The 13172-nt window shown below is 59.1% G+C and carries 14 protein-coding genes and 2 pseudogenes; 3 read left to right on the top strand and 13 right to left on the bottom strand.

Annotated elements, in window-relative coordinates:
• The first annotated feature begins 66 nt into the window (after positions 1-66).
• Positions 67-1195 (top strand): annotated as a pseudogene (locus Q7S58_RS07120) (IS3 family transposase).
• A gap of 93 nt (positions 1196-1288) precedes the next feature.
• Here Q7S58_RS07120 and Q7S58_RS07115 read toward each other — a convergent pair.
• From Q7S58_RS07115 to Q7S58_RS07060, 12 genes and pseudogenes are all read right to left on the bottom strand, one after another.
• Positions 1289-1957 carry a hypothetical protein gene (locus Q7S58_RS07115; protein ID WP_304822650.1) on the bottom strand — a complete coding sequence of 223 codons (669 nt, stop codon included), beginning with the start codon at positions 1955-1957 and terminating at the stop codon, positions 1289-1291.
• Positions 1954-2505 (bottom strand): helix-turn-helix domain-containing protein, encoded by a 552-nt coding sequence (locus tag Q7S58_RS07110; RefSeq protein ID WP_304822647.1) that lies wholly within the window; start codon positions 2503-2505, stop codon positions 1954-1956. Before Q7S58_RS07110 ends, Q7S58_RS07115 begins: the two co-directional genes overlap by 4 nt.
• Positions 2495-2890 (bottom strand): hypothetical protein, encoded by a 396-nt coding sequence (locus tag Q7S58_RS07105; protein WP_304822644.1) that lies wholly within the window; start codon positions 2888-2890, stop codon positions 2495-2497. Before Q7S58_RS07105 ends, Q7S58_RS07110 begins: the two co-directional genes overlap by 11 nt.
• 405 nt (positions 2891-3295) lie before the next feature.
• Positions 3296-4258 (bottom strand): annotated as a pseudogene (locus Q7S58_RS07100) (IS1595 family transposase).
• An 87-nt stretch (positions 4259-4345) separates the two neighbouring features.
• A complete protein-coding gene (locus Q7S58_RS07095) occupies positions 4346-5086 on the bottom strand; it encodes an acetoacetate decarboxylase family protein (protein ID WP_304822641.1) in 741 nt (246 codons plus the stop codon).
• 53 nt (positions 5087-5139) lie between these two features.
• The gene (locus Q7S58_RS07090) at positions 5140-6423 is read right to left on the bottom strand and encodes an aromatic ring-hydroxylating dioxygenase subunit alpha (protein WP_304822638.1); all 1284 of its coding nucleotides are present in this window, start codon (positions 6421-6423) and stop codon (positions 5140-5142) included.
• Positions 6424-6463: 40 nt separating this feature from the next.
• Complete coding sequence (locus tag Q7S58_RS07085) at positions 6464-7309, bottom strand: NAD(P)-dependent oxidoreductase (RefSeq protein WP_304822635.1); 846 nt, start codon at positions 7307-7309, stop codon at positions 6464-6466.
• A gap of 127 nt (positions 7310-7436) precedes the next feature.
• Positions 7437-7619 (bottom strand): hypothetical protein, encoded by a 183-nt coding sequence (locus Q7S58_RS07080; RefSeq protein ID WP_304822632.1) that lies wholly within the window; start codon positions 7617-7619, stop codon positions 7437-7439.
• Between the two features lie 28 nt (positions 7620-7647).
• The gene (locus Q7S58_RS07075) at positions 7648-8118 is read right to left on the bottom strand and encodes an aromatic-ring-hydroxylating dioxygenase subunit beta (RefSeq protein ID WP_304822629.1); all 471 of its coding nucleotides are present in this window, start codon (positions 8116-8118) and stop codon (positions 7648-7650) included.
• A 30-nt stretch (positions 8119-8148) separates the two neighbouring features.
• Positions 8149-8547: a nuclear transport factor 2 family protein gene (locus Q7S58_RS07070; RefSeq protein WP_304822626.1), complete on the bottom strand. Its 399-nt coding sequence runs from the start codon at positions 8545-8547 to the stop codon at positions 8149-8151.
• Positions 8548-8871: 324 nt separating this feature from the next.
• Positions 8872-9615, bottom strand: coding sequence for a class I SAM-dependent methyltransferase (locus tag Q7S58_RS07065; protein WP_304822623.1), 744 nt, complete (start codon positions 9613-9615; stop codon positions 8872-8874).
• 43 nt (positions 9616-9658) lie between these two features.
• Complete coding sequence (locus tag Q7S58_RS07060; protein WP_304822620.1) at positions 9659-10417, bottom strand: trans-aconitate 2-methyltransferase; 759 nt, start codon at positions 10415-10417, stop codon at positions 9659-9661.
• A gap of 69 nt (positions 10418-10486) precedes the next feature.
• Between Q7S58_RS07060 and Q7S58_RS07055 the strand changes: the two genes are divergently transcribed.
• Both Q7S58_RS07055 and Q7S58_RS07050 read left to right on the top strand, forming a co-directional pair.
• Positions 10487-10984, top strand: a complete 498-nt coding sequence (locus Q7S58_RS07055; protein WP_304822617.1) for a MarR family winged helix-turn-helix transcriptional regulator — start codon at positions 10487-10489, stop codon at positions 10982-10984.
• A gap of 64 nt (positions 10985-11048) precedes the next feature.
• A complete protein-coding gene (locus Q7S58_RS07050) occupies positions 11049-11765 on the top strand; it encodes a VOC family protein (protein ID WP_304822614.1) in 717 nt (238 codons plus the stop codon).
• A gap of 165 nt (positions 11766-11930) precedes the next feature.
• On the opposite strand, the gene Q7S58_RS07045 is transcribed toward Q7S58_RS07050, so the two are convergent.
• The gene (locus Q7S58_RS07045) at positions 11931-13145 is read right to left on the bottom strand and encodes a DEAD/DEAH box helicase (protein WP_304822611.1); all 1215 of its coding nucleotides are present in this window, start codon (positions 13143-13145) and stop codon (positions 11931-11933) included.
• Positions 13146-13172 lie beyond the last annotated feature (27 nt).

Here is a 13172-nt window from a genome sequence, read left to right as displayed (position 1 = left end):
TGGCCTGCACCCCGAAAACTCAGCCGAAATGAGGTAGAGTCCGTCGCCTGAAAAAGGAGACGGACGATGAAAGGGAGACGCTTCAGCGAGGAGCAGATCATCGGCGTGCTGCGCGAGCACGAGGCCGGGGCGAAGACTGAGGAAGTATGCCGCCGGCATGGGATCTCGAGCGCAACGTTCTACAAGTGGAAAGCGAAGTACGGCGGGCTCGAGGTGTCGGAGGCGCGCCGCCTGAAGTCGCTGGAGGACGAGAACCGGCGCCTGAAGAAGCTGCTGGCGGAGTCGATGCTGGACAACGCGGCGCTCAAGGACCTGCTCGGAAAAAACGTCTGAGGCCTGCGCTGCAGAGACAGGTGGTGGGCAGGGTGATGGAGCGCCACGGGCTGAGTCAGCGGCACGCCTGCAGGCTGGTAGGGCTGGATCGTTCGACGCTGCGCTACCAGCGCAAGCGGCCGGACGATGCGACGGTCCGACAACGACTGCGCGAGCTGGCCGCGGAGCGGCGGCGCTTCGGCTATCGACGGTTGGGCTGGATGCTGGCGCGTGAAGGGCACGCGATGAATCACAAGAAGCTGTATCGGCTCTACCACGAAGAGCAACTCATGGTACGCCGGCGCCGAGGGGCAAGCGCGCGCTGGGGACGCGGGCGCCGATGAGGTTGCCCAACGCGATCAACCAGCGCTGGTCCCTCGACTTCGTGTCAGACGCACTCAGCGACGGCCGCCGCTTCCGCATCCTGTGCATCGTCGATGACTTCAGCCGCGAATGCCTGGCCACCGTGGTCGATACTTCGCTGGGCGGAGTACGCGTGGTCCGCGAACTCGAGCACCTGGGGTTCGAACGCGGTACTCCCAAGGTGATCGTCAGCGACAACGGCACGGAACTAACCAGCGGTGCGGTGCTGCGCTGGGCCACCGGACGACTCGACTGGCACTATATCGAGCCGGGCAAGCCGGTGCAGAACGCCTTCATCGAGAGCTTCAACAGCAAACTGCGCGACGAATGCCTCAACGAGCAGGTCTTCCTCACGCTCGCCGAGGCGCGCGAAACGATCGAGGCATGGCGTCACGACTATAATCACTTGCGACCGCACGGCAGTCTCGGCGCCTTGACACCGGCCGAGTTCGCGGCGCTTAAAGGACAGGAACGGCAACCGCCCCAGGAGGGCGAAATAACCGGCGGTCTCTACTTATGATTGGCGGGAATTCGGGGAGCGGGCCAACTTGACTGACCGAACCTGATAAGGTAGCCATGACGTGACAGGTCGGTGAATTTCTTAACTTCGGGGCTAGATCAGACAGGCTTGTTCAAATTCAGTTAGTACTGCGACATGATCGTCTGTGCTCAGCGGAGCTTCGGTCCAATACACTTCTTTTTCGAATGGATTCTCCGCACGGCGCTCAAGTTTAAATGGCACTGGAGAATGTGCCGGATACTTGAACTTGTCGAAGTAAAACGTGAAGCCAGTCATCTCGAACCGGGGCGGCTTCTCCCAAAATTTGCTGAGACGCTTGGATATTGCTGAACCTATGGTTGAAACCTGAGGAAAGCATTGAGGAAGGGGCAGTTCCAAGCCAATTTCCAACTGACTGAAATACATAGGGGCAGGGAATATCTCTTCGTATTTGATTCCGAACCTTTCACTAGCCCAGCCCAACGCATTGTCGAGGACCAGAATCGAATCTGTTGTGTTGCTACGAGTAGTTACGAGAAGACCGCCTTGGTAAATCTCCATTTTCTCGACTACGATTACGCGATCGTCGATTACGACCTTCCCTTGCGAAAATGTGAGCGGTTTTGGACTGATGACATCCATTATCAAGTCTGCGCCCTGCGGATACTTAACAAAGTTGTATCTATCGACAACCGCTTTAACAGTGTCGGGCACATAGCCATAGTTACCAATAGAACGAACGATCCGAGCCACTTGTGCTTGATAGACGTTTAGAAGTCTCATTGTCCTACATACGGAACAGCATACTGTCGCGTTCCGTTTTTTCCGCTAATAGGAACGCTGGAAAGTGGCTGTCCCTTGGTTTGTTCTTGCAATGCGCCTTGTCGAGCCTGCGCAAAGGTGTCCTCGATTACTCCTTGCACTTTTGCTGAGAGCAAGTCGCGAAGTTCCTCTGGCAGGAATGCGTCGATTCCTTTTCGACTACTTTCATCAAACGAATCCGGCCCTGCGGATTCAGCCGTGAGACTTTCGCTCCATCTAAGAAATTCAGGGAAACTAACGAAGTCGATTACGATCGCGACATTGAAAGCCGCCGCGATCTTTTTCAAAGTACTGAAAGTAAAATTCTCGTAGTCCCCTTGTTCCAAGACGGAGATGCGTGCTTGCTTCATGTGCGCACGTTCTGCGAGTTCGGGTTGCGTCCAACCTGCTTGCTTCCGAAGATTGTAGATTCGAACCGCCAGCCGCGCCGCAATAGTCGATGACACGAAAGCGTTTCGAGCATCTTCGTCTCGCAACATAGCCCACAACTTTTTGAACTTATTGATCATTGTCGAGTTCCTCGAATTTGCTCCGACCTTCTATGATTTCCGTTCTAATCGCTTGCGCGCGATCCGGCGCATCTTTAGGGACAAACTCATCCCCAACTTCATCGGCCATGAACACAAAGATAATGCTGGCCCGCGGCGGACCAAAAATGAAAAGCGGGCGATATTGGTGCTGCGAAACTTTGAGTCGCATTTCTAATATGCCTGAATAGCCAACCACAGGAGTTGCCCATGTGGGCGGCCACTGCGCCTGATGCACCTTTCGCATGTCTCGCCAGCGAGTTTGAAATGTTGTCCAGACTTTTTTTGCAACTCCGTCTTTCCAAACCGAGACGACGCCCTTTGTTTCTCCAGGTGGCACAAGTTCGAAAAGAGTCCACGGCAACATCAGAGTATCATAAAAACCGTATGTCAAGTAGCGGAGCAGGTCCGCGCGTTGCTGTTATTATCATAATTTTATAATATGGACGCTAGGTTTGCTATAAACGGCGCCGCGAATCGGTGTTATCGAAATCGCGGCGCGGTAGCATCTTCCGCCCGCGGAAGGGGAAAGGACGGTGACGCCAAGTGCGGAAAGCCCGCGCGTTATTACGAACGCGCCCCCGCAAGGGGGCGCTTCCTGCGCGGCTGTTTAGCCGTTTTCTGATCAATCTCCCCTTTCTTCACGGCGAGAACGCTCCGCGCCAGCTTGCGCAGGCGATCAAACGCGGCCCCTGGTTCGAATTTTAAATCTTCAACCTTCGGAGATTTCACGGGTGAGAGCGTAACACGTTGCCGCTTACCCCGCGATTGCTTACGCCGGTAATGGTTCAGCCGTCGATTCGGTCTTGCCGGTCAGGTCCGCATACGTCAGCCGTCGGCCCGCAACGGAACTGGCAACGCCGATGAACCGCTCGCCATCGTTCCGCTTGCGCTCATTGAATCGATACGCCTGCTCATCGAGATAGCGAAACAGGTGGAACGGCTCGACGCTGACGTATGTTCCTTTCAGACCGCGCTTTAGCAGACTCCAAAAATTTTCGATGCCGTTCGTGTGCACGTTGCCTTAAACGTAGCTTTCCGCGTGGTCGATCACTTGATGAACGTAATCTTGACTAAGTCCGTTGTACGAACGCCACGCATCGCTGAACACGTATGAACCGCCTTGAACGTATTCGCGCACGACACCCTGAAGCGTTGGGCCGCTCGTATCGCGAACGTGCCGCAACCGAACCTTCTTCGTGTTGCGATCCAGCAACCCCATCACGACGGCTTTGCCGCCGCCAGTCCCGCCCGTGCCGGTGATCTTGCCTCTTTTGTTTTTATGCATGAATCGAGCGGAGCCGCCGATAAAAGACTCGTCTACTTCAATCTCTGAACCGGAGAACATATCGAGCGAACGATTCTGCATCGCGAGCCGAATGCGGTGATCCATGAACCACGCGGTTTTCTGTGTGACGCCAAGTCCACGCGCCATTTCGTAGCTACTGATTCCATTCTTGCAGTTGGCGATCAGCCACATCGCGGGCAGCCATTTGTCGAGACCGATTGGCGAGTCCTCGAAAATGATTCCGACCTTGAGCGAGAATTTAGCACGCGGATGTTTCGCGTAGCATTTCCACAGATGCGCGTTTTCGAGATACGTAACCTTCGCTGATTTGCAGGTCGGGCATCGGACTTTGCCGTCCGGCCAGCGCATCTCGATCATGAAACGCTTGCAGTTCTCGAAGTCTTGGAAATACTGAATCGCATGCTGGAGTGTGCTTGGAGCCTTCATGCTCTAAACATGACAGATCGAGCGTGGTCAGTCAAGTATATTATTGCCCTCGTGAGGTTTCGGAAATTCCTCCGGTGCTGCTCCTTCCTACTCCAGGTGATCGATCACCTTGCCGAAGCCCAGCGTCATCTCACTCAGCATGTAGCTCGCCTGTATTACTCGCTTGACCGGCAGCCGTCCCCACGGATCCAGCTTTGATCCCTCGGCAAACACCACCGAGCCTACGCCCGTCCATCCTTCGATCACCTTCACTTCCGTCGTCGTCTCGATAATTTCCGCAACAGAAGGACGTCCTTTCTCCTCTGCCGAAGGAATCAGTCTCAGGCTCACCGGCGGCCGCGGCGCCGAGTGCCCACTGTCGGTTGGCCGTTCCGGCCGAACTATCGCGCTCGCCAGCCGGATTCCCGCCGGACGCTCGAGGGTGCCATAGATCATGTCGCGTTCACTCTTGAATTCGATCTGCGCAAGCTTCTTGGGAAAGCCCCAGATCTCGCGCCCGGCCAGCATCGGCGGCTCAGTCGTCACAGCTATATGCATGATATAGGTCATCGGCCGTCCCTTATGCTCGACCAGTACCGATAAAATCGCCTCGTTGTAAGGTCCAAAGGTAGTCCACGGGTATTCATAGAAGGAAAGCACCGCGGTAGCCGGATCGCTCAGCGTCAGTGGCTCTGGCAATGCCTCCAGCGCAGCGTCGGCGTCAGTCTCAAAGGCAACCGCAATCGAGCGCGTGCCTCGATAGTAGAACGGCGGCCGCTGATACGCCGCCGCGTCCGCCGGCATCGAGTAACCCGCATTCTTCAAACTGAGATGTCCATGCTTTGCCATAGCTTGATCCTCCTGCTGCGATACTGTTTTTCTGTTACTCGACTATTCCGGTGCTAACGCGTCATCACCTCGCGGTAATGCCGCCAGATTCCGCGTTGCGTAGTCTCATCCGTCTCATGACCCGCTATCCCGCCATTGCCGCCGCGATCGTCCTTGACTTCGCGATGCAACCCTCTTCTTAGCACCAGCCACTCATTAACCCGCGCGCGAAACCCGACCTGGTTGCGCTCATAGGCCTCAATATCGTCCGGCGCGACGCGTCCCGCCGGCCCGTGAATCAGGTAAGTCTCAGTGAGCCGCCGCCGATTAATTTCTTCCGGCGCACCCTTAAGCAGTGCCGGGTAGTAGCAGACTACCGTCTCTTCTACACCTATAGGTTGAATCACCCGGAACTGATTCAGGATGAAAATCAGGTTGGGGAAAATGCAAAAATGCGGCGGCCCCCCCGCCAGGATCTTCTCCGCGCGCTCCGCTCCATACCGCCTTTCCATCGCGGCCCGATACTCGACGTCAGTCTCTTTGCTCCATGCCGGCGCCACTACCCGGCCGCCATGCTTGCTATGCACCGGATTAAGGTCCAATTGCGCCGCGCCGTTCCCTAAGTCGCGCGCGTAAGCCTCGCTCCCTTCGCCAAACACCGACTCCATGTCGTTCTTGCCCTTCATCATCATCGCCATCGCCGCATGATGAAGGATGTTTGGATGGTAGCCGTCCACCGAATTCTCCAGCGCCATCTTCCAGTTGCCCTTATAGGAATGCTTGAGCACTCCTGACCTCACCTCGACTTCGCCTTCAGGTGATAGGTCAACAAACTGATCGATTAGGCGCTTGGCGGGACCAAGATGCTCATCAAGTGTAGGTCCGCTCGCACTCAGGCTCGCAAAGATCAACCCGCGATGCGCCGAGACGCGCGGCGCCTTCGCCAGACCGAACTCCTGCTTGCGGAACGACGCATCATAGCCCGCCGCGTAGGGCACGCCTACCAGCGCACCGCGATTGTCGTAGGTCCAGCCATGATAAGCGCATCGAAAGGCGTGCGAATTGCCGCGATCGCTCTGGCACACCGTGTTGCCCCGATGCATGCACCGGTTCAGCATCAGATGCACGTGCCGATCCTCGTCGCGCGACACGATCACCGGCTGCAAGCCTATCTGCCGCGTGACGTAGTCCCCTGGCTCCGGCACTTCGCTCTCATGCGCTACATAGACCCACTCGCGATGCCAGATCTTCTCCAGCTCTTCCGCGAAGATCGCTGCATCGTAGTAAAGCCTTCCGCTGATGCGATCGCTCTGGATAAGTTCCCGGTAATTCACCTGCGAGGTCGGCATCGATGCCATAGCTCGTCTCCTGGGCGTCGCGCGCGGCGCCTTCGGTCAGTCATAGCTGAGTGACTCTTTCGAACACCTGTCTTACCAGGCTGGTTACCGGCAACTCGAGACCTAGTTCATCCGCGCACTCAAGCGCCAGCTCCAGGTCCTTGCGCCACAACTTGATCGCGTTCGCCGCCGGCGCGTGCTTGACCCAATTGTCCGCGATTCGGCTTTGCGCGCCTCCTGCCCGCACTACCTCCTGCACCCGCGAAGGATCAAGACCCGACCTTTTGGCGAGCGCCATGCCTTCGCTGGTCGCTAGTACGTTGATGCAGATGATCACCTGATGCGCCAGCTTGGCTGTCATGCCGGCGCATAACGGTCCGACATGCAGGATGCTCTTGCCCGACGTCTCGAACACCGGACGGCATTGCTCGACTAGTTCCGCGTCTCCCCCGACCATGTAGCTCATCGCCCGCTGCTCGGCACCGAAGGCGCCGCCGCTTACCGGCGCGTCGATCACGCCGATGCCGCGACGTCCGCATTCGCTTGCCACCTTGCGAATCGTCGCCGGCCGCACCGTACTGTGTATCGCTACGACGCTCCCCGGCCGCGCGCCCGCCACGATTCCATCGTCGCCGAGCACGACCCTTTCGACTTGTGCGTCATCCACCACCACGACTTCGATCACATCGCTCAGCGCGCCGACTTCGCGCGGCGACTCCGCGACCCTCGCGCCCATCGCCGCCAGCTCCTCGACCGGCTCCCGCCGCACGTCATGCACCGTCAGCTCGAACCCGGCCTTAGCCAGATTTATTGCCATCGGCTTGCCTTGCTCGCCCAGTCCGATAAAGCCGACCCTGATCACGCGATCACTCCGCGATTCACCGCTGGCGATAACATCTTGTTTCACTCTCTCCGTCATCCTGAGAGGAGCTGCCGTCTTATACCTCGCCCGCTTTTTTGCGGGAGAGGTCGCCGAAGCGCATCAGCGATGAGGCGGGTGAGGGTGCAGGACAATGTCCGACACATCTTTCCCGCTACTTCGCCGGATCGAGAAATGGCAACAGCTCCTCGTGCCGCGCCCACGCGAGCGCCGTCAGCTCGAGCGGATCGAGCAGGATGCATCTGCCGCTGCGCGCATCGCGAATCAAAAGCCGCGGTCCGTTGCCGCACTCGTTAATATCTACTTCGACCGACGCAAATTCACTCGATAATCTCACTAGCTAACACTCTTCATGCCACACTTGACTATATGAGAAATAGCAAGTTCGGCAGTGCTTCATTATTATTAAGTAATACTACTTTTTTATACTTTATCTTGAGACCGCCGTCCTCCGGCGCCAGCTTGTGAGTAGTGCTGCCGGCCCACAGATACTGCTCATGATGATGCAATTCAGCGAGGATGAACGCCGAATTGACTACGACTTCCGCCCCTGTCGCCGACTCGATCTCGATATTCGACACCACCCGCCGGAGCCGCGGCGTCTGCTCCCGCAGCCACGCCGTTTCCTTCAGCCGCTGGATGCGGCTACGCAGTTGCCCGCGCCGATCATAGATGATCGACACGTTGCGCGCCGGATCGATATCGTCGTCGTTGCACGGCACCCAGTAAGTCGCGTCGTCGTGCCAGAGCGCAAGCCACTCGTCATATCGATGCGCATCCATCAGACGCGCCTCCAGGTAGAGCAAGGCTTCGACGGCGCTGCGATCGATCGTCATCGGCCTGCCTCGCGCGTCAATACTAAATGACTAGCTGAACAATATCTCTTTCGCCTTCTGCGTATCGACGTATTCGCGGATTCGGCGAATCTTGTCGCCTTCCAGTTCGAAGATGAAGCAATACTCATTCTCGTATGTCTTCCCATTCGACACCTTGCCGCGATTTGTCAGTTCGATAATCACCGTGTCGCCGTCGCAAAAAGTCTTCCTGATTTCGCTGTTCAGCCCCTCAGGAAAAATCTGTCCGACTCCCGACATGAACTTCAGGATTTCATCCTTGCCGCGCTTCAGCCCCGACACGTTCGGCGTCGTGCCGGGCACCACCCAGCTCACATTGTCCGACATGTTCGCAAAGGCCGTTTTCATATCGCCCTTGCCGAACGCGGTCCAGGTTTCCGTGACGAGAGCTTTTTTCTGTTCGCTGTTCATGGACGATTCTCCTTTTCTGCGATGATACGGTTGCTGGTCTCCGCCGCAATTCGATCGTCTCGATCGACCGCGACCCGCATCCTACGCATCTCACTGAACCCCGCCTCTTGTCCACCGCCCGAACTTGCCGGTACTTCGGCGTTCAGCCCGCATTTCCACTGCGTATCGATGCCCCCGAAAGCCAGCCCAGACCATTCCCCTTGTCTCTTTTCTCCGTTCCCCGTTCTATCTCCATTTACTAACAGGGCGGAGCCCGCATCCTTTCACAACGGGAAGCCCGAAACCTGCGGGAGGTTTCGGAAGTCATTTCCTTTCCAATCTCTTTTACACCGCTGGTCTGCGCATCACATAGAAGACGTAGCCGTAGCTGTCTGAGTGGAGGCGGAACAGATCGTACTCGCGCTGAATCTCGTCCAATTCGGCGAGGATACCCCTGTCATTTGCGTACTTCGATCGCAGCTCGGCGACGCGCGCCTCGGCCGGACCATAGTAGTTGCTCCACCAGTCCTCTGCCGGCAGGACGACGGTCTCGACGTCGTCGTAACCCGCTTCAGCAACAATCTTCCGGTTCCGCTCGACCGATCTCATCGCCGGATAGTTGCGCGCCCAGTATTCGACCGCCGGGGCAGGGCGCTCTTCGGCCAGCCAGGTCAATTCCGAGACCACGATCCATCCGCCGTTCTTGAGAAACCGCCGCCAGGTACTGAGTCCAGCGGCGAAACCCGCGATATAGATCGCGCCTTCCGACCAGATCAGATCGAACGAACCCTCGGCGAAGTCCATCTCGAACATCGAGCCCTTGATCGCTGTGATTTGCGCCGCGACTCCCGCCGAACTTGCGCGATCCATCAACTTATCGAGGAACCGCTGATCCAAATCGACCGCGACGATCTCCCCGCCGGTGCTCTCCGCGAGCACGATCGTCTGCGCTCCCGACCCGCACCCGACGTCCAGAATCCTCGGCTTCGGTGGCAGTCCCCGCACCAGCCCGAGCGCGCGCCGGGTCGCCGCATCCGAGCCGGGCCCCTGCCGGAGCAATCTTTCATGCAGTTCTCGAAACAGGCTCACGATACGGGATTGTGCCCGATACCGATCAAGTCATCCAACGCCATCAGGCCTTCGGCTTGTCGGCCGCGAAGCGAAGCCGTATGTAATCGGCGAACCACTTGCCCTCTGAGTCGCACAGCTTGGGCCGCAGCGCTTCCCGCACTTCCGCAATGAAATCCCCACGTTGCGGCCCTTTGAGCGGCGTCATGAAACTCTGTGCGAAGGTCTCGAGCCAGCCGTTGATCTCGGTCGGCAGCGGGGTTGGCCGCGGGATTAGCGCGATATACCGCACCGCAAAGCCGCGACGCTCCAAGCGCGCTCGATAGTCCTCGGCGGTCGGAAAATACCACGGATTCAGCGCTTCCCCGTCGATTCCGCGCCGCCCGAGCGCCTCGACCAGCGCCCGCTTGATCGTATCGACGCAGCCCGCTCCGCCGAATTCGCCGACGAACCGCCCGCCCGGCCGCAGCGCCCTCCAGACCCCCGTAATTACGTCGTCCGCGCGCTTCATCCAGTGAATCGCAGCGTTGCTGAACACCGCGTCGAATTCCGGCCCAAACTCGAGCCGTTCACCGTCCACCACGCGCGCATCGAGGCCGAGCTTGCGCGCCCCCGCGATCTGTGGCGCGCTCGAATCCACGCCGATCACGTTGCATCCCATCGCCGCCAGCTTGATCGTCAGAGCGCCGTCGCCGCATCCGAGGTCGAGGATTTTTTCGCCCGCTTTGGGCGCCAGCAATTCCACCACCGGCGCGCCGAGATCGGACACGAAGCGCGCGTTCTCCGCATATTTTTCGGGACTCCAGCTCTGCGTATTTGACATTCGGGCCTCCCTGAACCTCTCTCTCCGTGAGACGATTGCGATTATACTTAACTATAGTTAATAATATGAATGATGCAACAGTTATCTCGGATGAAGGACATCCACCTTGCCATCGAGCAACTCGGCATCCTGAGCGAGTTGTTCGAGGAGCGCCGCGCCTCGCTCGCCCGCGACGCCGGCGTCACGGTCGAGCAATGGCGTGTGCTCGAGCAAATCGAGACCGAGCACTTCGTGCCCTCGATGTTCGCGCGGAGCCGCGAAAGCTCGCAGGCCGCCGTCTCCAGGATTCTCGGCCAACTGCTGAACGACGGCTTGATCGAGGTCGCAATCGCCGCTCGCGACCGGCGCCACCGCAATTACGCGCTCACCAAAAAGGGCCGCCGGATTCTGCGCAGCATGCGCGAGGCGCGCCAGGCAGCGATCGATGCGATCTGGACCGATTTCCCCGCTGCCGAACTCGCGAACTTCCGCCATTTCGCGCGCCGGCTGACCGAACGAATCGAAGCGTACGCGCGCCGCGAGAGCGGCAAAACCGCGCCCGACGTCGCGCCCCGCCTCGCCTTCTAGATTGGGAGTTCTCGTCGACGATACGCTTGCAATCGAGCGTCAGGCGCGGGAGATTCAGACCGCTATGAAACTTGCCAAGCAATTCATCGATGTCGGGCTGTTTACCAACAACGTGGACGCGATGCGCGCCTTCTACGCCGAGCGGGTCCGCCTGCCGTTCGAGGAGATTCTTCCGGTCGGCCCCGGCCTGAAGCAGCATCGGTTCGGGATGCTCGGTTCGGTGCTGAAGCTCAATGCCTCCCGCGACGCGGTGCCGCCGCGCCAACCAGGCGGCTATCGGCGGCTCGTTATCGCCGATCCGAACACATCGACGCCTACCAAATTGCAGGATCCCGACGGCAACGATATCGAACTGGTGCCGGTGGGCGAACGCGGTATCAGGCAGATCGAGATTCAGCTTGACGTCACCGACGAGGCGGATTTCGAGCGCTTTTACGGCGCCGCGCTGCAAGGGCGCAAGCTCGGCGCCGGTCGCTTTCAGATTGGCGACACGATCGTCAGTTTTGCCAAGGACGCCGCCGCGACTCGCGCGCCCCAAGCCGCATCCGCGAGCCCGATGGACGTGATCGGTGCGATGCGCGCGGTCGGAATCCGCTACATCACGATTCAGGTTCGCAATTGCGACGAGGAGCACAATCGCTTCATCGCGATGGGCGTGCAGGAAGGCGCGGCCCCGGTGACGCTCGGTGAATTAGCGCGCATCTCATTCATCCGCGATCCCGACGGCAACTTTATTGAGATTTCGCAGCGCGCGTCTCTGACGGGACCGTTGCCGCACTGATCGGACTCGGCGCGGCTTGCGCCGACGGCCCGCTCTTCAGCAGCGACAACACGATCGGCGCCACGTCGAGTTGCGACGGCTGCGGCCGTTCGTGCTCGATCCGGGCGGAGCCGTCTAGGTCCGGCTCCGCGTTCAATCAATATTGGATTGGAACTGTCGGGAAGGTCAGGCCCAACGCGACCGCGGGCGATTGCGCGTCGAGCGATTGCGCGCGCCTGACGATCGAAACACCGTGACCGGCTTCGGCGCCAGGATTTCCAGCTTTTCGAACCCCTCGACGTGCTCGCGATCGAGCGAATTGCCCAGCGTGCGCTCGAGTCGCGCGAGGCTCACGCGCTCTTCCGGCGTGACCAGGCTGATCGCCTCACCCGCCAGGCCCATCCGCGCGGTGCGGCCGATGCGATGAATATAGCCTTCGGTCTCGTCGGGCAAATCGAAGTTGATTACGTGCGAGACGCCCGCGATATCGAGCCCGCGTGCAGCGACGTCGGTCGCCACCATCACGCGGAACTTCCGCGTGCGAAATCCCGCCAGCGCCGCGTTGCGCTGGCTCTGGGAGCGGTCGCCGTGAATCTGCACCGCCTTGATATTCGATCGCTGCAGCATCTTCGCGACGCGATCGGCGCGGCTCTTGGTGCGCGTGAACACGATCGCGCTTTCGACTTCGGGGCGTTTCAGAATCTCGAGCAGCACCGGTCCTTTGTTCTCGAGCGTGACCGGGTAAATAGATTGCCGAATCGAGGCCGGCGGCGCGCTCTTGCCGCCGATCGTCACGCGCTCCGGCGTCGAGAGAAACTCGCGCGCGATTATCTCCGGCCCGCTCGCCATCGTCGCCGAGAACATCATGGTCTGCCGGTTCTTCGGCACCATCCGCATGATCTTTCTAAGCTGCGGCAGGAAGCCCATGTCGAGCAGGCGGTCCGCTTCGTCGATCACGACGACTTCGATCTTGTCGAGCTTCACGATGCCGCGATCGATGTAATCGATCAGCCGCCCCGGGCATGCGACCAGCACCTGCGCGCCCTTGCGGATCTCCTCGATTTGACGCCGCTCCGACTCGCCGCCCACGATCGTCGCCGCTCGGATATGCGTATGCCGCGCGACCAAATCGAATTCGCGCGTGACCTGCGCCGCTAGTTCGCGCGTCGGCGCGATCACCAGCGCGGCGAGATGCCGCACCTGCTTGCGATGCAACCGATCGATAGTCGGAATCAGAAAGGCCGCGGTCTTGCCGCTGCCGGTTTCGGCCGTCGCCACGATGTCGCGCCCTTCGAGCGCAACCGCGATCGTGCCTGCCTGGACCGGGGTCGGTGTGTGATGGCCGCGGTCTTTGATTGAACGATGGATCTCGGGTGATAGGGAAAATTGAGAAAACGACAAAAAGAATCCTTTGGTTCAGTACCCCGG

The organism is Candidatus Binatus sp. (assembly GCF_030646925.1).
Taxonomy (GTDB): Bacteria; Desulfobacterota; Binatia; order Binatales; family Binataceae; genus Binatus.
This window is presented reverse-complemented; position numbering and strand designations above follow the sequence as displayed.

Excerpts from the sequence above, each read along its gene's own strand:
- Q7S58_RS07115 (WP_304822650.1), bottom strand. The coding sequence starts at position 1,957 with ATGAGACTTCTAAACGTCTATCAAGCACAAGTGGCTCGGATCGTTCGT.
- Q7S58_RS07055 (WP_304822617.1), top strand. The coding sequence starts at position 10,487 with ATGATGCAACAGTTATCTCGGATGAAGGACATCCACCTTGCCATCGAG.
- Q7S58_RS07050 (WP_304822614.1), top strand. The coding sequence starts at position 11,049 with ATGAAACTTGCCAAGCAATTCATCGATGTCGGGCTGTTTACCAACAAC.
- Q7S58_RS07110 (WP_304822647.1), bottom strand. The coding sequence starts at position 2,505 with ATGATCAATAAGTTCAAAAAGTTGTGGGCTATGTTGCGAGACGAAGAT.
- Q7S58_RS07095 (WP_304822641.1), bottom strand. The coding sequence starts at position 5,086 with ATGGCAAAGCATGGACATCTCAGTTTGAAGAATGCGGGTTACTCGATG.
- Q7S58_RS07075 (WP_304822629.1), bottom strand. The coding sequence starts at position 8,118 with ATGACGATCGATCGCAGCGCCGTCGAAGCCTTGCTCTACCTGGAGGCG.
- Q7S58_RS07060 (WP_304822620.1), bottom strand. The coding sequence starts at position 10,417 with ATGTCAAATACGCAGAGCTGGAGTCCCGAAAAATATGCGGAGAACGCG.
- Q7S58_RS07105 (WP_304822644.1), bottom strand. The coding sequence starts at position 2,890 with ATGTTGCCGTGGACTCTTTTCGAACTTGTGCCACCTGGAGAAACAAAG.
- Q7S58_RS07070 (WP_304822626.1), bottom strand. The coding sequence starts at position 8,547 with ATGAACAGCGAACAGAAAAAAGCTCTCGTCACGGAAACCTGGACCGCG.
- Q7S58_RS07090 (WP_304822638.1), bottom strand. The coding sequence starts at position 6,423 with ATGGCATCGATGCCGACCTCGCAGGTGAATTACCGGGAACTTATCCAG.